The organism is Metabacillus sp. KUDC1714, assembly GCF_014217835.1.
GTDB classification, from domain to species: Bacteria; Bacillota; Bacilli; order Bacillales; family Bacillaceae; genus Metabacillus; species Metabacillus rhizosphaerae.
In genome coordinates, this window is record NZ_CP055263.1 from 1,028,552 (window position 1) to 1,051,855 (window position 23,304).

Annotated in this window: 16 protein-coding genes; 8 read left to right on the forward strand and 8 right to left on the reverse strand. The window is 35.2% G+C overall.

The genetic code is table 11. From position 1 onward, the window contains the following. Positions 1 to 108: 108 nt before the first annotated feature. Positions 109 to 1,440: a xylose isomerase gene (gene xylA, locus HUW50_RS05060; protein WP_066329836.1), complete on the forward strand. Its 1,332-nt coding sequence runs from the start codon at positions 109 to 111 to the stop codon at positions 1,438 to 1,440. Between the two features lie 340 nt (positions 1,441 to 1,780). Continuing rightward, the gene (gene xylE / locus HUW50_RS05065) at positions 1,781 to 3,175 is read left to right on the forward strand and encodes a D-xylose transporter XylE (protein ID WP_066329834.1); all 1,395 of its coding nucleotides are present in this window, start codon (positions 1,781 to 1,783) and stop codon (positions 3,173 to 3,175) included. An 88-nt stretch (positions 3,176 to 3,263) separates the two neighbouring features. Here the strand turns inward: xylE and HUW50_RS05070 are convergent, their stop codons facing one another. The 3 genes from HUW50_RS05070 to HUW50_RS05080 form a co-directional block, all read right to left on the reverse strand. After that, on the reverse strand, positions 3,264 to 4,592 hold the full coding sequence (locus HUW50_RS05070) for an FAD-dependent oxidoreductase (protein WP_066329833.1): 1,329 nt from the start codon (positions 4,590 to 4,592) through the stop codon (positions 3,264 to 3,266). A 247-nt stretch (positions 4,593 to 4,839) separates the two neighbouring features. Then, on the reverse strand, positions 4,840 to 6,741 hold the full coding sequence (locus HUW50_RS05075; protein WP_185653743.1) for an endonuclease MutS2: 1,902 nt from the start codon (positions 6,739 to 6,741) through the stop codon (positions 4,840 to 4,842). A 486-nt stretch (positions 6,742 to 7,227) separates the two neighbouring features. Beyond that, on the reverse strand, positions 7,228 to 8,007 hold the full coding sequence (locus HUW50_RS05080; protein ID WP_066329829.1) for a GNAT family N-acetyltransferase: 780 nt from the start codon (positions 8,005 to 8,007) through the stop codon (positions 7,228 to 7,230). A 257-nt stretch (positions 8,008 to 8,264) separates the two neighbouring features. Between HUW50_RS05080 and HUW50_RS05085 the strand changes: the two genes are divergently transcribed. From HUW50_RS05085 to HUW50_RS05100, 4 genes are all read left to right on the forward strand, one after another. Next, the gene (locus HUW50_RS05085) at positions 8,265 to 8,939 is read left to right on the forward strand and encodes a response regulator transcription factor (RefSeq protein WP_066329827.1); all 675 of its coding nucleotides are present in this window, start codon (positions 8,265 to 8,267) and stop codon (positions 8,937 to 8,939) included. Continuing rightward, positions 8,929 to 10,305: a sensor histidine kinase gene (locus HUW50_RS05090; RefSeq protein ID WP_083964538.1), complete on the forward strand. Its 1,377-nt coding sequence runs from the start codon at positions 8,929 to 8,931 to the stop codon at positions 10,303 to 10,305. Before HUW50_RS05085 ends, HUW50_RS05090 begins: the two co-directional genes overlap by 11 nt. Before the next feature lie 293 nt (positions 10,306 to 10,598). Beyond that, the gene (locus HUW50_RS05095; RefSeq protein WP_066329822.1) at positions 10,599 to 11,099 is read left to right on the forward strand and encodes a COX15/CtaA family protein; all 501 of its coding nucleotides are present in this window, start codon (positions 10,599 to 10,601) and stop codon (positions 11,097 to 11,099) included. Next, positions 11,099 to 11,758 (forward strand): PspA/IM30 family protein, encoded by a 660-nt coding sequence (locus HUW50_RS05100; protein ID WP_066329818.1) that lies wholly within the window; start codon positions 11,099 to 11,101, stop codon positions 11,756 to 11,758. The genes HUW50_RS05095 and HUW50_RS05100 overlap by 1 nt, the downstream gene beginning before the upstream one ends. Positions 11,759 to 11,837: 79 nt before the next feature. Here HUW50_RS05100 and HUW50_RS05105 read toward each other — a convergent pair whose 3' ends face one another. The 4 genes from HUW50_RS05105 to HUW50_RS05120 form a co-directional block, all read right to left on the reverse strand. Next, positions 11,838 to 12,164 carry a metal-sensitive transcriptional regulator gene (locus tag HUW50_RS05105; RefSeq protein WP_066329813.1) on the reverse strand — a complete coding sequence of 109 codons (327 nt, stop codon included), beginning with the start codon at positions 12,162 to 12,164 and terminating at the stop codon, positions 11,838 to 11,840. A gap of 302 nt (positions 12,165 to 12,466) precedes the next feature. Next, positions 12,467 to 13,726, reverse strand: a complete 1,260-nt coding sequence (ltrA, locus tag HUW50_RS05110; RefSeq protein ID WP_185653069.1) for a group II intron reverse transcriptase/maturase — start codon at positions 13,724 to 13,726, stop codon at positions 12,467 to 12,469. A 629-nt stretch (positions 13,727 to 14,355) separates the two neighbouring features. Then, complete coding sequence (locus HUW50_RS05115; RefSeq protein ID WP_066329812.1) at positions 14,356 to 14,646, reverse strand: DUF3817 domain-containing protein; 291 nt, start codon at positions 14,644 to 14,646, stop codon at positions 14,356 to 14,358. A gap of 193 nt (positions 14,647 to 14,839) precedes the next feature. After that, on the reverse strand, positions 14,840 to 16,870 hold the full coding sequence (locus HUW50_RS05120; protein WP_185653744.1) for a methyl-accepting chemotaxis protein: 2,031 nt from the start codon (positions 16,868 to 16,870) through the stop codon (positions 14,840 to 14,842). Between the two features lie 351 nt (positions 16,871 to 17,221). Between HUW50_RS05120 and HUW50_RS05125 the strand changes: the two genes are divergently transcribed. After that, positions 17,222 to 18,928: a methyl-accepting chemotaxis protein gene (locus HUW50_RS05125; protein ID WP_185653745.1), complete on the forward strand. Its 1,707-nt coding sequence runs from the start codon at positions 17,222 to 17,224 to the stop codon at positions 18,926 to 18,928. After that, positions 18,928 to 20,016, forward strand: coding sequence for a sugar ABC transporter substrate-binding protein (locus tag HUW50_RS05130; protein WP_083964537.1), 1,089 nt, complete (start codon positions 18,928 to 18,930; stop codon positions 20,014 to 20,016). The genes HUW50_RS05125 and HUW50_RS05130 overlap by 1 nt, the downstream gene beginning before the upstream one ends. Before the next feature lie 73 nt (positions 20,017 to 20,089). Here HUW50_RS05130 and HUW50_RS05135 read toward each other — a convergent pair whose 3' ends face one another. Then, on the reverse strand, positions 20,090 to 23,119 hold the full coding sequence (locus HUW50_RS05135) for an efflux RND transporter permease subunit (protein WP_066329807.1): 3,030 nt from the start codon (positions 23,117 to 23,119) through the stop codon (positions 20,090 to 20,092). Positions 23,120 to 23,304 lie beyond the last annotated feature (185 nt).

Sequence of the window (23,304 nt, forward strand, 5' to 3'; positions counted from 1 at the left end):
GTTATAATGAAAAAAGTTACAAGAACACTTTATTAAGTTAGCTATTGTGTAAGCGATAACAGCAAAGTAAATAATAATTCTAGAACTTAAAAATTGGAGGCTACTATTATGAAATATTTCCAAGACATTAATAAGATTCAATATGAGGGTGCAAGCTCAAAAAATCCCCTATCTTTTAAATACTACAATCCTGAAGAAATGATTAATGGAAAAACAATGGAAGAAATTCTACGCTTTTCTGTTGCATACTGGCATACATTTACTGCAGATGGATCAGATCCATTCGGAGTAGGAACAGCTATCCGTCCTTGGAATCATTTACAAGGCTTGGACTTAGCGAAAGCTCGTGTAGAGGCTGCATTTGAATTATTTGAAAAATTAAATGTTCCATTCTTCTGTTTCCATGATGTTGACATCGCACCAGAAGGAGCAACATTAAAAGAAACATATCAAAACTTAGATACTATCGTTGCGATGATTAAAGAATATATGAGCACTAGCAAAACTAAGCTTTTATGGAATACAGCAAATATGTTCACACATCCTAGATATGTACACGGTGCAGCTACGTCAAATAATGCTGATGTATTTGCTTATTCCGCTGCAAAAGTTAAAAAAGGTTTAGAGGTTGGTAAAGAGCTTGGTGCAGAGAACTATGTATTCTGGGGCGGCCGTGAAGGATATGAAACGCTTTTAAATACAAATATGAAACTTGAGCAAGATAATTTAGCACGCTTCTTCCATATGGCAGTTGATTATGCGAAGGAAATTGGCTTTGATGCACCATTCTTAATCGAACCAAAACCAAAAGAGCCAACGAAGCATCAATATGATTTCGATGTGGCAACAGGATTAGCATTCCTACAAAAATATGATTTAACAGATTACTTTAAGTTTAATATCGAAGCAAACCATGCAACTCTTGCAGGACATACGTTTGAGCATGAATTACGCACTGCGCGTATTAACAATATGTTAGGTTCAGTTGATGCGAACCAAGGAGATACGTTACTTGGCTGGGATACGGATGAATTCCCAACAGACTTGTATTCTACAACTCTTGCAATGTATGAAATTTTGAAAAATGGTGGTTTAGGCAAAGGTGGACTTAACTTTGATGCGAAAGTAAGAAGAGGTTCATTTGATGCTGAGGATCTTTTCCACGCACATATTGCAGGTATGGACAGCTTTGCAATTGGCTTAAAGGTTGCGAATAAGTTGATCGAAGACAAAGTTTTAGACGATTTTGTAGACCAACGTTATAGCAGCTATTCAGAGGGCATTGGTCTTGATATTGTTGAAGGAACAACTGATTTTCATAAGTTAGAGGCTTATGCGCTTCAATTAAATGAGATTAAGAATGAATCTGGTAGACAAGAACGATTGAAAGGGATTGTAAACCAATATTTACTTGAAACGCTTTCTCGTGTAACGGTTTAATAGATTTTTAAGAATTAAGGATGTGCTGGTAGCTATACTGCTCCAGCACATAATACTTCTAGTTGACTATCTTATTAATAGAATGCTATACAATTACTACATGATTGGATAATAATTATTTTTCCAATCCTAAGAGAAAGGAGAATAGAGACAACTTTTTAAAATGTTTAACAATAAAAAGGGAAATGTAAGCGTAACAACAATTGATATCTAGTCTAAAAATAATAGAAATATACCTAGATAGGAAATGATCATAAGGTATCCATATTATTAAAGCGTTATCAAATTTATATTTAACTCCTCCCTTTCTGTTGTTAAATTTGTCTCTTAAAAAACAACTATGCAAAAATCAAATTCTCTTTATATTATTGTCATTACTCTAGTCGCAACTCTTGGAGGCTTGCTTTTTGGTTATGACACCGCAGTAATTTCCGGAGCTGAAAAATCTTTAGAAGTATACTTTATTGACAGTTTAGGATTAGATTCTTTCATACACGGTGCTACAACATCAAGTGCATTAATTGGATGTATCGTTGGTGGATTAATATCAGGCTACTTTGCTTCTAATTTTGGTCGAAAAAATTCTCTATTAATAGCGGCTGTACTATTCTTACTTTCAGCATTAGGTTCAGCTTATCCTGAATTTTTATTTTTCACAAAAGGTGAGCCAACCCTTTCATTGTTACTAACATTTAATCTATACCGAATCTTGGGTGGAATTGGTGTAGGTTTAGCATCTGCGATTTGCCCAATGTATATAAGTGAAATTGCTCCCGCTAACATTCGTGGTCGTTTAGTATCATTTAATCAATTTGCCATTATTTTTGGAATGTTAGTCGTTTACTTTGTCAATTTTGGCATTGCCCAAGGACAATCATTGGAATGGATCAATGATGTTGGCTGGAGATATATGTTTGCTTCAGAAGCAATCCCAGCATTGCTGTTTGCCGTACTTTTGCTTTTTGTACCAGAAACACCACGTTATTTAGCTATGAAAAAGCAAGATGAAAAAGCTTTAGACATTTTAACTAAGATCAACGGTTCATCAGAGGCTAAAGCGATCCTCTCGGAAATTAAGCAAACTGTTACGATCCCTAAAGATAAACTATTCTCTTATGGAAAATTTGTCATCATTGTCGGAATTTTACTTTCCGTTTTCCAACAGTTTGTTGGGATTAATGTTGCATTATATTATGCTCCACGTATATTTGAAAGCATGGGAGCTGCGAAAGATGCTTCTATGCTCCAAACAATTGTCATGGGATTTGTAAATGCATTATTCACTATTGTTGCAATATTAACTGTTGATAAATGGGGTCGTAAACCTTTATTAATAGTAGGTTCCATCGGTATGGCACTTGGTATGTTTGGTGTTGCAGGGATGGCGTTTGCGAACGTGATCGGGATTAGCACTTTACTATTCATTATTGTTTACACAGCATCATTTATGATGTCATGGGGGCCAATTTGTTGGGTATTAATCTCTGAAATCTTCCCAAATAAAATTCGTGGACAGGCCGTTGCCGTTGCTGTAGCTGCACAATGGGCCGCAAATTATTTCATTTCATCAACTTACCCTATGATGATGGAGTACAGCGGTGGAATGACTTATGGTTTTTATGGGCTAATGAGTGTTTTATCAGCGATATTTGTTTGGAAGTTTGTTCCTGAAACAAAAGGAAAAACACTAGAACAAATGGAGATAGTATGGCAAAAAGATAAGAAATCAGCATAAATGATAAAGGCAGTGAAGCTCCTATAAACCCTTTGGAGTTCCACTGCCTATTTTTAGTAAACTATAGGATTCCCTATTTAACAAGACATTATAGTGCTTGTAATCCAGCCTGATTTAAAAAATTCCACGGCTTATTATAATGCGGTTGGAAGAAGAAATCGACAAAGCCAAGTTCATCTGTTGTCATCTTGTTTTGAATACAAACAGATAATGTATTAATAGACTGTGTGACATCTACTTTAGACATAACCTGTGCACCAACGATCCGTTTTGTGTTTTCCTCATAGACCACCTTTAACCTGATATCTTCATATGTTGGCATAAACTCTGGACGATCATGCTCTAAGATTGTGATACTTTTCACATTCATCCCCATACGAAGTGCCATCATTTCCGTTAAACCAGTTGTCGCGATATTTTGGTCAAAAATCCTAATTCCAGATGTACCTTGTGTGCCCATATATCGGATTGTCGGTTTCATCAAATTTTTCGCAACTAATGTCCCCATTCGAACAGCATTTGTTGCAAGTGGAATATATGCATGTTGACCAGTTGGATTGTAACGGATTGCACAACTATCACCTGCTGCGAAAACATCCTGATTACTTGTGCGCATATACTCATCTACTTTAATTGCTCCATTTTCAAGCATTTCGATTTGCCCTTTAACTAAATGTGTATTAGGTTGAAAACCAATACATAAGATGACGAGATCTGCTTCATACGTTCCGTTTGTTGTTTCAACTGCTGTAACCTTTTCTTCACTTCCTACAAAACGGGTAACTGTTTCACCTAAGGCTAAGCGTATATCACGGTTTTGAAAATCCTCTTCAATGATTTCTGTAAAAGACTCATCCAAGTATTTGCTCAATATTCTACTTTCCCCATCAATAAGTGTAACGTTTTTCCCGCTCATTTCAAATGCTTCTACTAATTCGATTCCAATGTAGCCTGCACCTACAACAACAATATTTTTAGCGTCTTTTGCTTTCTCAATAATTGTGTTTGCATGATGGAAGTTTTTGCAAAGAAGAATATTCTCCATATTAATTCCTTCAATTTTTGGAATAACAGGCCAAGACCCTGTTGCGATCACTAATTTGTCAAATGTCTCATTTATCACTTCATTTGTTACAAGATTTCTTGCAACAAGTGACTTCTCTTCAACATTTACGTCCAGTACTTCATGTTTCATAAACATATTTACACCTAATTCAGTTAGTTCCTCAGGAGTGCAATAAAATAAACCATTCGCATCCTTTACTACTCCACTAACATGTAAAGCAATTCCGCAAGATAAAAAAGAAATATTATCGTTCTTTTCGTAAACATTTATCGTTGCATTTGGGTAAAGTTTAATTATATTTGAAATAGCTGCTGTCCCAGCATGAGTACATCCAATAACCGCAATTTTCATTTTAAATTCCTCCTACAAAAGATTGTGAATATATTCACATGAGTTTGTGAAATGATTCACATGATTGATGACTTTATTATAATCCACCTTTTTTAAAACTGCAATACCCTTTGTGAAGTTTTTCACAAAATGTGTATTTACCGAAGTAAAACTCAAGTGTAGCAAGGCTTTACATCTTAATTAAGGGATGTGTTTATCATTCAGGTTTTATATCGAGTTTATGAAAAGAAAGGGGTTACCCCCCTCTCTATTCCTCGATATGATCGATTGTTAAACCTTCAACATGCTTCCGATCCATCATTTTTTTCTTCTTACGCACATCTTTAGAATCAAAGACCTGATTTAAATCATATTCCTCTGGATACAATTCTTCAGCGTCAATAAATGGTTTTACCCGTTTATGATTTAATGTCATTTTTTGTCCCTTTACTAATAACTCCATTTCTCCCATCGAATTAGGAGTTGAGACAACAATTCCTTTTGTTTGAAGTTGTGAAATCCAAACAGCATCACCGATTTGATACGTAATCATTGATAGATTGTCTTTTTGTATTGCCTTTTTCTTTTGTCTTTTTTGATTATCCCTTTTAAAGGTAGCTGGTGTAATGTTGCGTTCCTCTTTAGGCTGATCATAGGAAATTTCCTTCGCTCTGTTAATGATTGATGCGGGCATTCCTAGCTTTTGTGCAATTGAAAATGCCTGACTTTCTCCACCTTTTCCAACTATAAGTTTATAAAGTGGTTGAAGTGTTTCAATATCAAAGTCCATTGATCCATTTTGAAAACCGTTCGCTTTTTCTGCAAATTCCTTAATCTCACTGTAATGGGTAGTAGCAATTATCATCGCCCCTGAGTTATATAATGCTTCTAAAATAGCAATAGCTAACCCCATTCCTTCCCTTGGATCTGTACCTGAACCAATTTCGTCAAGAATAATTAATGTATCTTCTCGAGACTTTTGAAGAATATCAATTACATTTCGAATATGTGAAGAAAACGTACTTAGTGAGTGCTCAATGCTTTGATGATCACCAATATCTACAAAAATATTCTTTACAATACAAAAGCTACTAGTACGATCTGCAGGAATATGAAGTCCTGCTTGAACCATCATCGACAATAAACCAACAGTTTTAATTGTAACCGTTTTACCTCCTGTATTCGGTCCAGTAATGACCAATGCCATATACTCATTCCCTAATGACATTGTTAATGGGATAGCATCCCTTCCTAATAAAGGATGTCTGGCATTTAAGATCTGAAAGCCTTCATCCTGTTGTAGTTGAACTTCATTTCCATGCATGAATTTACTTAATTTTGCTTTAGCAAAGATAAAATCATAGGATATCATTCCTTCAATATTAATAAGCAGTTCTTGTTTATACGTTGCCGTTAGATCAGTTAATTGTCCAAGAATTTTCTGAACCTCGAGTTCTTCCTCAACCTTCAAAAATAAAAGTTCATCCTGCAGCTTATTAAGATCCTTCGGCTCCATATATACGGTTTGCCCGCTCGAAGATTGATCGACGATTGTCCCTGAAAATTTTCGCTTATATTCATTTTTCACAGGGACAACATATCTTCCATTTCTCACACTTACTACTTGTTCTTGTAGATAACTAGAAGCGGTTTTCATAATTTGAGCTAGCTTGGCTTTGATCTTTTCTTCTATTGAAACAATCTTGTTTCTTGTTTTCGCTAATGACCTGCTCGCATAATCAACCACTTGATTATTGCGAATGCAACGTGAGATTTCATCTGCTATTTCTGATAATTCGTAAAGTGAATAGGCATACGAGCTAATCGTTGGTGCATGATAATCTTGCTTCATCATAAACCGTTTGATTTTTTTAACACTATCTAAAAACGTAGCTAGAAAACCGAATTGCTCTGGTGTGAGTAAATACCCTTTATCCACTAAAGCAATGATTTGTTCTACGCCATGAAGCGAGTTGACAGGAATACTTGAAGACTTTTCAATGATTGTACATGCCTCTGTCGTTTCATTAAGCCATCTTCTTATTTTTTTCTCATCATGAATTGGTAAGAGCTCTATCGCTCTTTTCTTTGCTGCATCACTCATTGCGAAATCACATAGTAAAGCTAATACTTTATCAAATTCTAAACTTTCGATTTTGGTCTTGTTCAATGTTTGAACCTCCATTTGTATTTATTGACATAAAAAAAAAGGCGATGAACATGGTTGTTCATCACCTTTTAAAACCTCTATCTATTAAGCAGACCATGCCTAATAAACATATTTGCCCATTAGAAAAACTCGCCTTAAAAATCGCAAAAGCCTAAGTTTTCCTTCTGCTATCATCTTTAAAGAATAATTTGATAGCATAAAAAAACGTGCTTAAACAAAAGCACGGATTAATACGGGCACTATGCAAAGAGATCGCAAATTGTGTACGATAACCGTTTTGTTCTTAACCTTCTACAGAAACATACTCAAATAAACCTTTAAAATCATAAAAGTTTTTCAAAGCTTAGTCATGTAGATGAAGTATTTACTTCGATTAGTTAAGAACAGAAACCCTCACAAAAAACATCTCCTAAAATATTGTTACCTATAAAATAACAGAACTCATGATTAACTGTCAATATAAGGATAATCATTTGAAGCCCATTTTTAGCTATTTCGGATCTCTTCAATGCTTTTTCCACCTAAAAAGGCATGACCAGTTTTCAAATTTGCGATTGTTTCAAAACCTGATTTCTTATAAACCTTCTCAACTCTTTCACTTATCGGCATCACCCAAAATCGTTCTACATGTTTCTTTTCTACTTCCTCTTGAATATGATGAATGAGCTGTCCAATCAATCCCTTACCTCGGTACTCTTCCAGTGTAGCTACACTTTCTAGTCTAGCATCCTGTTCATACTGGAATATACATGCGGTTGAACAAGGGACACCATCATATTTTAATAAATAGTGAGTATAGGCCTCTTGTGAAAATTCCTCTTCAAAAGCTTTTTCCCTAATTGACCCGCCTAGTTCTTGAATTTGACATTCGATATTTATAGCATCTAGTTTATTTTCACTTGTTACTTTTTCAATTGTTACATTTGGGTCCTTCACGAAATCGACCTTTGTTTTCCAAAGTTGAACCGGACAATCAAACTCTTCAAACCCGAATCCTTTTTGTTTCAGAGCACTAATAAAACCTGTATGCCCTTCGTAGTTGGAAAGATAAAATCTTGGAATTAATTGTTGAGCCTGATAAAAAGAAATAACCTCATCAATGATCTTTTCATAATCACCAACGTAGGAAGAAATATGTGCATGGTTTGCATCATAATAGTTTGGTTGATTTTTATTATAAAAAAGATAGCCCCAGCTTGTTTCTATTTTTGTTGAAAACGAAGAAACATACGCAATATCTAACGCTTCAATATATTTTTCGATCATCGTGTCTTCTCCCCAAGGTTTATATTATTGATTTGTTATTCTTATCATAGCAGTTATGCATATCAATCTACCACCTGTTTTTTGATCATGTCATGAGTGGACAATGATTCAGAAATAGCAAATGGAAAGGATTAATTTTTTTAGGTTTTCCACCCATTTCATAATGCATGTGATCTTCACGCAACTTTTTTCTCTAATTTTTCATTTTTTAATGATAGGATAGGTTAAACTGTTTTTATTGAAAGGAGTTAGAAGCGATGAATGTTTTGTTAGCTGAAGACGACGTTAAGCTTGGCGAGCTTATTACATATATGCTAGAGAAAAAGGCAAATTATCAGGTTGAATGGGTTCAAACTGGTGAGGATGCTTATGATTATGCTAGTGCTTCTCATTATGATGTCATTATTATGGATTGGATGATGCCTAATGGTGATGGAGTTGAAATTTGTAAGCGGCTAAGAAACGATAGCTATGGTGGAGCAATTTTAATGTTAACAGCTAAGGATGCTCTTCAGGATCGTGTTGTTGGCCTAGATGCTGGTGCAGATGATTATCTTGTGAAACCTTTCGAGATTGATGAGTTATTAGCAAGACTTCGAGCACTAGCACGACGTAATTTTTCACCAATTCGTGAAGAAATACTTACGATTGAAGGCCTTTCAATCAATCGAACAAGCCAATCCCTACAAATGGAACAACAGGTGATACAATTAACCCCACGAGAATACCAGCTACTAGATTTATTGGTACAAAATAAAGGACAAGTGTTAACAAGAGACATTATTTTTGATCGGATATGGGGAAATGAAACCGATGTTTCGTATAAAACAATTGATGCTACGGTGAAATTACTTCGTAAAAAGCTAACCAAGTTTCAAAAAGGCGATTGGTTACAAAGTATCAGAGGGGTTGGATATAAGCTTGATACGTAAACGACATGACCTATTCTCGAAAACCCAGCAAATGTTAACAGTAAAGTACAGCTTACTCATCATTTTGTTTCTATTATTATTTATCATTATTCTTTATTCAATTGTTTATATTTGGTTTACAACTGCTGAGAAAAATGAATTACGAGATACAGTACAGCATGAGGCAAATTTAGTTGAAACATTTTTGTCTATGGACTACGACAATGGACCTAACGATCGGAAGGCTAATCCTCAATTCGTGACCACTGATAGTGATCAATTATTTTATTATGTAATGAACACTCGAGGTGAATTAGTTTTACAAAATGAGCAGCTTCCCCTTCTCGAGACTGAATTTATTACGATCATTTCAGAGTGGAAGCCACAACGGGAAGAATTACAGAATGAGGAGATCTTCATTAATCGTAAAGAACTCATGCAAAATGAGGAGAAAAACCGATTTTCAACCTATGGACCTAAAAATCAACAGCTGGAGCTGCTTATGATCGCAAAGCCAATCTATGACCGAAACCAACTTGTTGGCTATCTCTATATCGGTCAAAATATCACTGATTTAACTAACCTTTTAAATGGACTTTTTAGGATCTTGTTGATTTCAACTCTTATTTTTTCAGGTGTTGCTTTTTATTTAAGTAGAGTAATGTCCAAACGGGCAATGATTCCAATCGAGCAAGCTTTTAAGCGACAACAGGTGTTTGTAGCTGATGCGTCCCATGAATTAAGGACACCATTAAGTGTCATGTTGTCTTCTTTAGATATACTTGAAATGGAGGACCAGCACCAAAATGAGGTTTCGACAAAGATGGTCGGTAATTTGAAGGAAGAAGTGAAACGAATGACAGGTCTTGTTGGGGATTTACTGACTTTAGCAAGATCTGATTCAGATGATCAAAAGATTTCATTTGAAGTATTTGACTTGGTTCCTATTTCGCAAAGAGCAATCGATTCTTTTGAAGCTCATGCACATACAAAAAATATCCAGCTTGAGCTAAAGAGTCCCGCATCTATTCAGATCAATGGAAATATAGAACGTTTGACCCAGCTACTTTATATTCTACTTGATAATGCTATAAAATACTCTCACGATTCTAGTTCAATATCATTGTCCTTATGGAAAGAATCAAATTTGATCTTTATCTCTGTGAAGGATACAGGAATTGGGATCGCTGCTAAAGATCTAGCCCATATATTTGATCGATTTTACCGTGTAGATAAAGCTAGAACAAGACACCTTGGTGGGCATGGACTAGGTTTATCCATTGCAAAATGGATTGTAGACATACACGGTGGTCGAATAAATGTAGAAAGTAGCGTTGGTGAAGGTAGTACGTTTCTAGTGAAAATTCCATATAAGGATAGCTTGTAGAGAAAATTCTACAGGCTTTTTTATTTACACATAACAAATTATGTACATAGATTGCACTCTTTTTTTTAGGAAGTACAAGGATTCTCTATTTATCTACGAAAATGTCCAATTTATCTTCGATTATTTAAATTTATCTTCGATTTTTCTAATTTATCGACCATTCGACAAAAATCTACTTTTCTCGCTTTCTACTACTTTTTTTACTCGCTCTTCTATTTTTCACCGTCTTTTCACCAAACTCTATTAAATTATACCTATAGCAAGTTAAGTACAATTTGAAAGGAGGTGGAGAAATGAAGAGAACTAGAAAAAGTCCTTTACTTTGGATTGGGATTGCCATACTTGGACTAATTGTCCTAACGATCATATTAAATGTTATAGGTCATTTAGCTACTGTCCATCAACATATGGAATATGGACGAGGTAGTGTCTTTCATCATGGAAGTGCAGGATTTAGAAACAACATAAACATGTTTGACTTTTCACTTTTACCGTTTCTTGTTTCTATAGGATTAATTGCTTTAGGCTGGTGGATTTGGAAAAAAGCTGATGGTGAATCAGTGAAGAAATGGGTAGGTATTTTCTTGCTAACTGTTGGGTTGTTTTCAATCTTACCACTAATTATTGCTATTCCAGTGTTATTACTAGCATTTTATCTCGCTTTTAAACAAAAAAAGGCGGGTACAGATTTTATAGATGAACCAATTATGGTTACATCCCCTTCATATCATACAACTACTCACGATATTCTAGATAATTGGGAACGTAAAACAAATAAGGAGAATGATAAATAATGGGAATTTTTAAACGTGTAAAAACAATAGCAGTTGCTGATATGAACCACAAATTGGACAAGTTTGAGGATCCAATAAGTATGGTAAAGCAGTATATTAGAGAGCTTGAAACAGAACTTGAAAAGGCACAATCTGCATTAGCAAATCAAATTTATTTTGAACAAAAACATGAAGGGTTAATTGAACAAGTTAAAACAGCAATTGAAAATCGTAAAAGACAACAACAATTAGCACTAGAAAAATATAATGACGATATGGCTAAGCTAGCAATCCATGATCGAATTGAGCATGAGAAAAAGCTACAAGCCCTTGAGCAACAACTAGCGTCTATTAAAAATCAAACAAAACAATTAAAAGCACAAGTTGTAAAATTAAAGGATACTTACGCTGAATTACAAAATCGTAAAGCATTACTCATATCAAGAGCAAATACCGCACAAACAACTTATAAGATTAAAAGCACACTATACTCTTCTCAATCTGAAAATATCTTGAATGGCTTTGCTAGAATGGAAGATAAAGTACTACACTTAGAGGCTCAAGCAAGTGCTCAGGATTACTTGTATGAAAAAGATCATTTAAAAGAAAAGACGTATTCTGTAGAGGTAGAAGAGGAATTTATTAAAGCAAAAGAGGCGCTCAATGAAAAACAAGCGTAATAAAGCGAAGAACCTGCTCAAAAATAGGACAGGTTCTTTTCCCTTTTAATTGGGCAGAATCTCCATATGTGGTTGCCTCCTATTTTTTCATTAATCTTTGTACCGTTACTAATAACTCATCGATGATTTCCTCATCCCCCTCTTGGATTCTCTCAACAACACATGTCCGTAAATGTCCTTCAAGCAACAGCTTACCAACACCATTGAAGGCAGATTGTGTTGCTGAGATTTGAGTAATGACATCATCACAATACGTATCCTTTTCAATCATAGCTTTTATCCCGCGAATTTGACCTTCAATCCGATTTAAACGGGTAACAAGATTTTTTTTCACTTTGTCTGAATGATGACTGTTTCTATGTTCATTATTACTACAGCTTTCGTGACAATCATTCTCTGTACTCATTGAACCATCCCCTTAAACTCTTATTTCCTTTATTTTAATATACCCCCTGGGACTATTCCAAGTGGTTACTTATTTATATTACTTAATATAAAAACAAAAAAAGATTCTAGCCATATTTTAGTTAGTATAAGGCTTTTTTCGCAAACTTTGTTGCTATTTACCAAGTAATACGGTATTGAAGAAACTTCTCAAAACATATTAGACAAGGTGAAGTGCATTCATAACGAATCGAGTAGGAGGGGGTGACTAACCCCCGACCTCTCACACCACCGTACGTACCGTTCGGTATACGGCGGTTCAAATTAAGTGTGACGTAAAGTTTCGTATCGTTCAGATAGACTTTTGAGACCCTCTTTTCTCCAGAAAGAGTTATTGAGGGCACGGTGAAGGATTGGACTACTGGTTATTCGCCAGTAGCCCTTTCTGCTATTTCCCCATTCATATGCTTTGTGTTTATCAATTCCTAGTCCTATAAGTTTCCTTATCCTTGTTTTAGGAAGTTTCCACTGTTTCCAGTAACACAATCTCAGTCTTCTTCGAATCCAACTTTCCAAACCTTTAAAGATACTTGGAGTATCTGCCAATGCGTAATACCCACACCAACCCACTAAATACTGATTTAATTTCTTTATTCTTACATCCATTGGTATCGGTGATTTTCTTGACGTTATTTCCCTAACCTTCTGTTTAAATCTCTTGATACTTTGTTTGGATATACGTATTTTCGGCTCTTTTCTGTTAGTAAAACTAAAGCCTAAGAATTTTCGGTTCCATGGTCGATCTACGGCTGATTTCTCACGATTTACCTTTAAACTAAGCTTCTTTTCAATGAAAGACGTTACACCCGCCATTGTTCGTAAGCCAGCTTTCTTAGATTTCACGTAAATATTACAATCATCCGCATACCTCACGAATTTATGCCCTCTATTCTCTAATTCTTTATCTAACAAATCTAGAATGATATTTGAAAGTAGTGGACTTAGCGGACCTCCTTGTGGAGTTCCCTCTGTATTTTGTGAGACCACGCCACCCATCATAATCCCGACATTGAGATATTTTCGAACAAGATTTAGTAGAACTTTATCGTCAATACGCTTTGACAGTAGCCCCATGAGTTTGTCATGGTTCACTTTATCGAAGAATTTCTCTAAGTCTATGTCGACTACCCACCTATAACCATCTTCGATGTATCTTTTCGCTTTCCGTACAGCGTCATGCCCTCGCCTTTGTGGACGAAACCCATAACTGTTTTCAGAAAATGTTGGGTCATAAATTGGGGTTAATGTTTGAGTAATCGCTTGTTGAATGAAACGGTCTATCACGGTAGGGATTCCTAGTAATCTAACTCCGCCGTTTGGTTTCGGGATTTCGACACGACGAACGGGTTGAGGTTCATAGGTTCCCTGTTGGAGAGACTTTCTCAATTCGTCCCAGTGCTCGACAATATACGAACGCAGGTATTGGGTCGACATCTTGTCTACACCGTGACTGCCTCCGTTACGTTCCACTCGTTTAAGAGCGTTCAGTAAGTTTTCTCGTGATAGAATTCGTTCCATTAACATTAAGATATATCCTCTCTACGTGAATGAGATGTTCTATTTGTGCCATTAGTAGCTCCACCCTTTTGAAGTCCCCTGTGTATTCACCACTTCTTCCTTCAAGTAAGTCTCGTAAGAGATTGTCTGCTTCTACACTACTTATGAACGCCTAGTTCTCATCCTTCCTAACTTGTTCAGTCCTTCCCTTTCATTCTCGAGTTTGAAAGGTACTATGACCTCTGCTGACTTCTGACTGTTCAGCTATCTATCACTAGATAGGTTACCAAGAGTGCTTGGCTTATCAGTCAGACCTCCCCAGGTAAGAGTACAGTCTTTCACTCCATCTATCTGCTTCATTTACTATATACCACCTTCGGCAGAAAGGACTTTGTTTTGTTAAGCAAACTCATCCAATGGTATCTAGCCTTATATGAAGTTCGTGTTCCTCAGACCGGAGGTTTGCCGCTCGCTTCCTTCAGATTCTGCGTCACCACAGACACCCTTGCGTTAAGCTACTGCTACTTCTGCCTTCACAGTTCGGGACTTTCACCCTATAGACTGCACCCATGCTGGGCGCACTTAAAAAAGGCTGACATCTATAATTGTCAGCCCTTCTCAATTCCCACTTTACGTCAGCTCATTGGTTAAACCTATTATTCCTTTGTTTTCAATTGTTTATCTAAATAAAATGTTCCTAACGGTATGAATGCTAAGAAAACGGCCCAAATCCCCCATAAATAAGACCACCGCTTTTTAAACTTAACAAAAGCTATCATGATGACATATAAAACAAATAAGAAACCATGCAAACCCCCAACAATTGTAACTGCAATTGGAAGATCAAGAAAATACTTTAATGGCATTGCAATTAACAGAAGGACTAAATAAGAAATACCCTCTAATATACCAAAAAAACGCAATATCCCAACAGATGTGTTAAACATCCTATCAACTCCAATATTATCCGATTTATACTATTTATTATACATGCATCTCCACTTCCGAAAACGATAATCTTTGACAATTTCCCAACAGAAAAAGAGAATAGACACAGTACAACCATATGTATCGTTGCAGTGTGTCTATCCCATTTCATTTCTACATATATCCCGTATCATACAATCTAGACAAAAACGACTAATTTCCCTTCACTTTAAACTTATGAATGATTTCTTCTAGTTCATAAATCGTGCTTGATAGTGAAGCAGCTAAATCCCCTAATTCTTCAGCAGCTGCTGCCTGTTCTTCTGTTGTGGCAGTTACCTCTTCTGTTGTTGATGAGGATACTTCTGCAACCTCAACCATTTCATTGATTGCTATTTCAACCTTTTCTTTATTTGTGTTAATCTTTCCAATCGACGCCTCTACATAATTAATTTCGCTTATAATTGAATCTGTTCCCTCTAGGATATTTTCGAATGACTTTTGGGTATGATGAATCGAATTTGTTTGTTCGTTAAATAACGTTATCGTTGTTTTAACTAATTCAACTGATCGTTTTGTTTGATTTAAAATACTTGCAATGACTTGTTCAATTCTCATGGAAGAGCTCTTTGTTTGATCAGCCAGCTTACGAATTTCCTTAGCAACAACAGCAAATCCAAGACCAGCCTCACCAGCTCTAGCAGCCTCAATACTTGCATTAAGAGATAATAAATTCGTTTCCTCACTAACACTCTTAATCATTTCCACGATGTCTTTTATTTGAGTAATTTCCTTATTTAAGGCATTCATCGTCATATCCACTTGTCCGATATTTGCACCCATCTCATTATTTTTATCCGTTAAGTCTTTTATCGTTTCAATCGATTGGCTACTAAGCTTTTTCGTCGTTTCTGTGATCGTTGATACTTTTTCCATATTGTTGGCTACTTCAACGATTTCACTAGAAAGCTCCTTCATTTCTCGGTTCGTTCTTTCAGAATAGTCAACCTGACTAACTGCGCCCTTTGCAACTTCTTCAATTGCGCTAGCAATTTGTTCAGATGAGGAAGCGGATTCTTCTGCAATCCTCTTGAGATCATTTGCACGATTAACAGCATATGTCGAAACCTTTTTATTTTCTTCGATCATCAACGTGATATTGTCAATCATGTTATTAAAACTTTGTCCCAGCTGGCCTGCTTCATTTTTATATAAGTAATCAGCTCTATGTGTTAAATCACCTTTTTCAGCCTCTTTCATGATCGTGACAACTTTATTAATTGGTCTGATCATACTTTTCGCAATAAAGATACTAACAAAAACGGATAAAAGAACAAATGCCAAGCTTATGATATAAACAAGATAAATAACATCATGTATGTCTTTTAATAAATATGATTTTGAGGTTGAAACAGAAACCTGCCAGCCATTTTCACTTTCAATTGTGGATACTAAATATTCTTCACTATTTTTATGATTTTCATATTTACTACCTACTAATTCCTTTTTATTACTAGAAATGATAATGCCGTTTTCATTAATAATGGAGATATCTCTCCCAGAATTCTTCTCATCATTTTCAAAGACCTCTTGAAATAGCTGTACATCAGCCATAAGGATAAGGGTCCCAATGTTATCATACTCTCTAATCAAGTAAATATTTTTATAATTATTTTCTAGACCAGAAGCCCAAAATACCGAACCAGATAATTCCTCTACTTTTTCAGGGATGTCGGAATTAAGATAGTTTTCGATGTCAAATTCTTCTGCAGCATTTGTTTTACCATAAACTGTTTTTTCGTCATTAACAAAGAGTATGGCCTTTGCATTTTTGTTAGTAAAGGTAATACTTGAAAAATACTCCGTTATTTCTCTTTGCCTATTAAAAAGTTCATACTCCGTCAATCCTTCATCATTATCCAATTGTTCTATTAAGTCCATATTTGAGAAGGGAACTAATGTAATATTTTCAAATTCTTTTAGTGCATGATTTACATTTTTCGTGACTTGAACACCTATATCTTCATTCATATCAGATACTTTGTTTTCAATTGTATTCGAAGAAACAATATAAACAACATTTCCGATGATAACACTTGGAATGATCGTAAATAAAAGTAAGAAAAAGATTATTTTAGATTTAAGTGTCATCCCCTTTAGATTAGGAAAAAATTTTGTTCTCGTTCTTTTCTCTTTTTGTATATTATGAGTGGAATCCTTGTTATTATTAGCTTTTTTCTTCAATATCGCTAACCCCTTTGAATATATTTTCCTAATATTCCGTCAAGTTAAAATAAAATAAATATGAATCTACTTCCTCACTATATTAGGCTAGTAAGAAACGTTATTTACTTCTAGTATTCTCCCACGTATGTATCCGTTTTCAATTATACTATAATTCGACCGTTTTTCAGCATAAAAATATTTGTTTTTCGACTAAACCTAGTAATATTATCCTGTTTTTTATTCAGGACTTTAATAACTAATAAACTTTTAATAATTCTATTAGCTCGAAAACTAAATATTTGTAGAAATTTGTCGATACAATAAGAGAATTTAACACCAAATCAACTTAGTCATACTGGAGGGATATTTTTGAAACACCTGAGATGGAAAAATACCAAAATTGGTGGTAAGTACTTTTATGTTTTTTTAGTTGTTGCCATTACTTTTCTACTATCTATAATCATCACATTTTCTTTATTGAAACAAACAAGTCAATCGATGAAAAATACACTAGTGAAAAATGAAATTGCTCTTTATAGTGCAGATTTAGTTTCACTCTACCATGAAAAATACAATCTTATTCCTGAATATATTTTATTATCCGATGATAAAAAGCTTTTGGAATATCTAGAGGATAGTAGAGAATTTGTTTCTACTGCAAAGAAATTAAAACAGCAATTAGATAATGAAGAGCAATTAGCTATTTTCCATAAAATCATTGAAAACAATCATAAACTGGATGAGTATTTTTTCAGTACGATAGTCCCTAAAGTGAAACAAATTAATACAGCTGAGTTTAATAAGCTTCAAAATGAAGCCAATGCAATAAAGGTAGAGACGACCGAATTGAGTAATCAGCTTAAGGAGATTGCCACAGAATCTAATAAAGCGTCACTAACAAAATCACAAACTGCTATCGAGAAGACGATCTTTTTATTAGTAATATCAGGGGTTATTTCATTGTTAATCTCTGTCATTCTACTTTTTGTTATCAGTAAGCGGATATCAGCAGGATTGAATAGAGTTGTGCTTACAAGCGAAGAAATCGCAAACGGAAATCTTAATTTTAAACCTTTAAAAGTTGTTAGCTCAGATGAAATTGGTCAGCTTTCACAATCGATAAACCACATGGGTACCCGTTTACGTGAAATGATTTTAGAGGTTTCTCATATTGCTTCAGATGTTGATTCCGAAATTGCAACTTTTGCGCAATCTTCATCAGAATTAAAGCAAGGCAGCTCTCAAGTTGCACATACAATTGAAGAATTAGCAACTGGAGTGAATAACCAAGCAAATGAGGTATCTGATATCTCCGAAAATATTAAAGAATTTAGTAACAAATTAGTTGAGGTAAACCAAGATGGTAGTAAATTAGTTCAATTCTCCGATGAAGTGCTACTCGTATCTGTGAACGGGGATCAACAAATGAAACAATCACTAGAACAAATGAAACTCATTCATTCTATTGTAGAACGCTCTGTTGAAAAGATTAAGAATCTTGAAACGAAAACTCAATCTATTACCGAGCTTGTTACTGTCATTAAATCAATCGCTGAACAAACAAACCTTCTTTCCCTTAATGCATCTATAGAAGCTGCAAGAGCAGGTGAAAGTGGTAAAGGATTTGCTGTAGTAGCCTCCGAAGTTAAAAAACTAGCAAATGAAGTATCAAGTTCAATCGAAAATATTACCTCACTTGTTACTAGCATTAAGGAAGAAACTACCTCAATGTCTAATGAATTATATAGTGGTTTTCAAAAGGTGAATGAAGGAACAGAACAGATTCAATTAACCGGTCAATATTTTTCTGAGATAAAAGATAAAATTACCGATATGACCAATCGGGTAAAAAATATATCCTCAGCCTTTAATTATTTTGAGAAGACTAGTCATGAGATTAATCAGTCTGTCGAGCATATCGCTGCTATTTCAGAGGAGTCAGCAGCAGGTTCAGAAGAAATATCTGCTGCTGTTTATCAGCAAACTCAATCAATTGATAACATTTCAACTAGTGCATACACGTTATCCAATATGGTTGTGCGTATGAACGAAATGATTAGTAAATTTAAAGTATAATGAACGATTTAATTGGTGGAGGGATTAAAGTGACTACATTTTTTAAACATGCAAGCTTTGGACTTTTGTTTACTTTTTTTGTCCTAATTACTACTGCTTGTTCAACATCAGAGGAAGCTTCAAGCGAGCAATCAGTAAAGTTAAAAGCAGATGAATCCGTTCCTTATATTGGTTTTGTATTAGACACTCTTGAACAGGAACGATGGTATAAAGATAAGGAATTATTTGAAGATCAAGTTCAATCCCTGGGTGGACAGGTAAAAACATTGGCTGCAAACGGAATTGATGAGGTTCAATTAAAACAAGCACAGCTATTGATTGAAGAAGGTGTAGATGTTCTTGTCGTTGTTCCACACAATGCCGAGGCTGCAGCAAAAATTGTTGAGCTTGCACATCAAAACGATGTTACGGTTATTTCGTATGATCGACTTATTACAAATAGTGATTTAGATTATTACATTTCCTTTGACAATGAAAAGGTTGGAGCATTACAAGCAACTGAAATTCTTAAAAGGGTACCAAAAGGCAACTTTGCATATATTGGTGGTGCTGAAACAGACAACAATGCTCTGTTATTTAGAAAAGGTGCAATGTCAGTGTTACAGCCTTTAATTGATAAAGGAGATATTAAGTTAGTTGTTGATAAATATACGGATGAATGGAGGCCAACCATCGCTGAACAAAATATGGTACTGGCATTAAAGGAAACGAAGAATGATATTCATGCTGTAGTTGCTGCTAACGATGGGAATGCTGGTGGTGTTATCAATGCTTTAACTTCTGTCGGATTAGCTGGTAAGGTACCTGTTTCAGGTCAAGATGCCGAATTAAGTGGTATTAAGCGAATTATAGCTGGGACACAAACAATGACAGTGTATAAGCCAATAAACGTCATCGCAACTAAAGCAGCTAAAATGGCTTACGATATAGCAATTGGGAAACAAATAAAAACAGATACTACAATTGATAATAATAAAGTTAAAGTGCCAACAATCTTGCTTGAACCTACAACTGTTACAAAAGAAACGATTAACAGTACAGTTATTAAAGATGGGTATTTAACTGAAGAAGAAGTTTATTCAAAGTAAGAAAAATAGACTCAGCCCATAAAAAAGAGGTCCAACTCATTTTTTGAGTTGAACCTCTTTTTGCTTTATACTCTTAAATTGCTAACGTTTCATCAGAGTTTTCTGCTTTTTTTCTTTGGCGTTTTGCTTTTTTAAAGTGTAGTAGCTCATAAATAACTGGGATGACCACTAACGTTAAAATAGTCGCGACACTTAGTCCTCCAATTACAACAACAGCTAGACTTGCAGAAACCAAGTTCCCCGCTTCAGCTTCTTTAAACAATAATGGAAGCATTGCTGAGATTGTTGCTACAGCTGTCATAATGATCGGACGCATTCTAATTGTAGCAGCCTCGACAATTGCATCTCTAATAATCATTGATTGTTCATTTTGTTTCACTCGGTCAAGTAGGACAATTGCATTCGTCACAACAATACCGATTAACATCAGAGCCCCTAGTAGTGCTGTAATATCTACAGAAATGCCGCTAATTATAATTCCTAAAATTGCCCCGATCGCTGCAAGTGGTAAAGAGCATAGGATCGCGATAGGTGCACGGATTGTTTTAAAGGTAATCACCATAATTAGGAATACAATTCCAATCGATGCAAGCATTGTCATAAATAAATCATTAAATTCGTTGGCTTGATCAACACTAGCCCCACCAACAAGTACTTCCATATTATCAGGAATGTTTAATCCTTCTTCTGTCTTATCTCCTAAGATCCGTTTATTTATTTCAGTTGAAATCGTCGATAGTTTTTCAGGATCTACCGTTGCTGTAACCCTTACATATTGCTCACCATCTTTGTGGAATGTACTAGTAGGTTCTTCTGTCTGCTTTAACTCCGCTACCTTCGAAATGGAAGTCATACCACTAGCTGTCATAATCGGAACATTTGATAATTCTTTTTCAGTGTCAGGATTGAAGACTGGTTCAAGCATAACCATCGTTTGCAGTCCATTCATTTCAATTGTACCCAACGGTGTTTGATTTAGCATGACCGCAGCTTGTTGCGCAACTTGATCTGCTTTTGCCAATCCTGGATCGACGACAAATGAATAGACTGCTTTGGTTTCATCTTGGTTGGAGCTTACCTTCTCAATCCCTTCAATATCATTAATCTCGGCTTGAACTTTTTCTGATACAGAAATAAGTTCATCTTCATTATCACCAATGACATCAATCGTGATTGATGTAGAACCACCGCCCATTAGTGTAGCCTCAGTAACCTCTAATGTAGCACTATCATACTCATCTTTTTGAGTATTTACTTTATCTATAAAGGCTCCCATATCAGCATCTTCTTCTAAAATCGTCATAATTTGCGTTTGAGTTGGATTACCTACGGCACCGTATTTAGCAGCATCTTCTGAATTTCCAAGCTGCAAATATAATTTATCAACGCCATCTTGTTTTAACACATATTCCTCAAGTTTCAAAGACTCTTCTTTTACTTTTTCAATTGGGGTTTCATTAGGGTATTTTAACGAAACAAATACATAATCAGCTTTTGTTTTGTTTACAGAACCTTTTGGAAGTACCAAATACCCTCCGACTGATCCGGCGAACAAAATGATAGCTGTTACTAAAACAACCCATTTATGATTTAATGACCATGTTAAAAACTTTGCAAATCCTGGAGATGGTTTGTGCTCTTTAATTTTTGCGTGTTTAAGTAAGGCAGCACTCATAACAGGTACGACTGTAATCGCTACGATTAAAGAAGCTAAAAGTGAATACGTAATCGTCAAGGCGAAAGGAAGTAGGAAATCCTGTAAGCTTCCACTTAATAATCCCATTGGTAAAAATACAGCAACAGTTGTCAGAGTGGACGATGTAATTGCTGAGCCAACTTCTTTAGTTGCTTCAATGACCATTTTGATCGTGAATTTTTCATTCTGTGCTCTTCTAAAAATGTTCTCAATGACTACGATACTATCATCTACAAGACGACCTACAGCAACAGCTACCCCACCAAGTGTTAAGATATTTAACGTTACACCAGACTGTGCAAGAAGGAATAAAGTAAATCCTAATGAAAGCGGGATCGACACAATTGTAATAAGTGTTGAACGTAGATTTCGTAAGAAAAGCATAATCACGATTGTCGCAAAAAGTGCACCTAATAAGACTTCTTTTATCATACTGTGAACAGATGACTCTACCGAATCAGCTGAAGCTAATACAACGGTTGTTTCAAGATTATCGTACTTATCATTCACTTCTTCTGATACTTTTTCCGCTTCTTTACTAATTGTTACCGCATTTGAATTACTATCTTTTGTGATGACGAATAGTAATCCATCCTTACCATTGACACGTGTAAGATTATTTTCTTGTTTATCAACTGTAATGCTTGCTACATCCTTTAGTGGTACTTTCGGAATAATTTCTGTATCCTCAAGTTTTTCAATCGTATTTATATCACCAACAACTTTTATATTTGCTGCCTTATTATCAATATTTTTTTCACCAACTGCAGTTGCAATATTTTGACCCTGGAGCAGTGGCATGATATTTTCAAGTGTGACTTGCTTTTCTGCCATCTTCTTTTCGTCTAATTCAACAGATACATATGAAGGAATCGTTCCATTCGTTTGAATATCTGAAACACCATCGATTTCTTTAAAATATGGGACAATTTCATCTTCTGCATATTGAATGGTTTCAGGATTAATTCCTTCATCAAACGTTAACGCAATGTAGGAAACAGGGATCATAGACGTGTTCAATTGAACAATATTTGGTTTCATCACATTTGTTGGTAATTGTACATTTGCTAATGCATCCTCAATTTCACGCTTTGCTTCTTTTTTGTCGACATTTGACTCAAAGTGAATATCAACGGATGAATAGCCATCCCCAGTGGTAGAAAACACATTGGTCTTTCCATTAACACTATCTACAGCATTTTCAATCGGATTCGTTACTTGATCCTCCATCAAGCTTGCATCTAATCCTTCTCCCATTGCAACAACTGAAATAAATGGTTGATCAGCAGATGGTAAAAACTCCATCGGTAATCGAAAATAACTTAAAACCCCCATTACTAAGATAAGCAGAGACATTATGGCAATAGCAGCTTTGTTCCTAAATGACCATTTCGTAAACCAAGACATTTAATATTAACTCCTTCCAAATTTCTTTTCCTTTAAAATTGTTTTCTTTGACTCCTCCCTAATCATAGGGAAATTTTGTCATATTCAGTTAGTTACTACAGTCACTATTTTAATAACAAAATGTGGAAGAGTTAAATGACTTAAGGTGTAAAACCTTCTAAGGCTTAAGACGTATATTGGAAAAG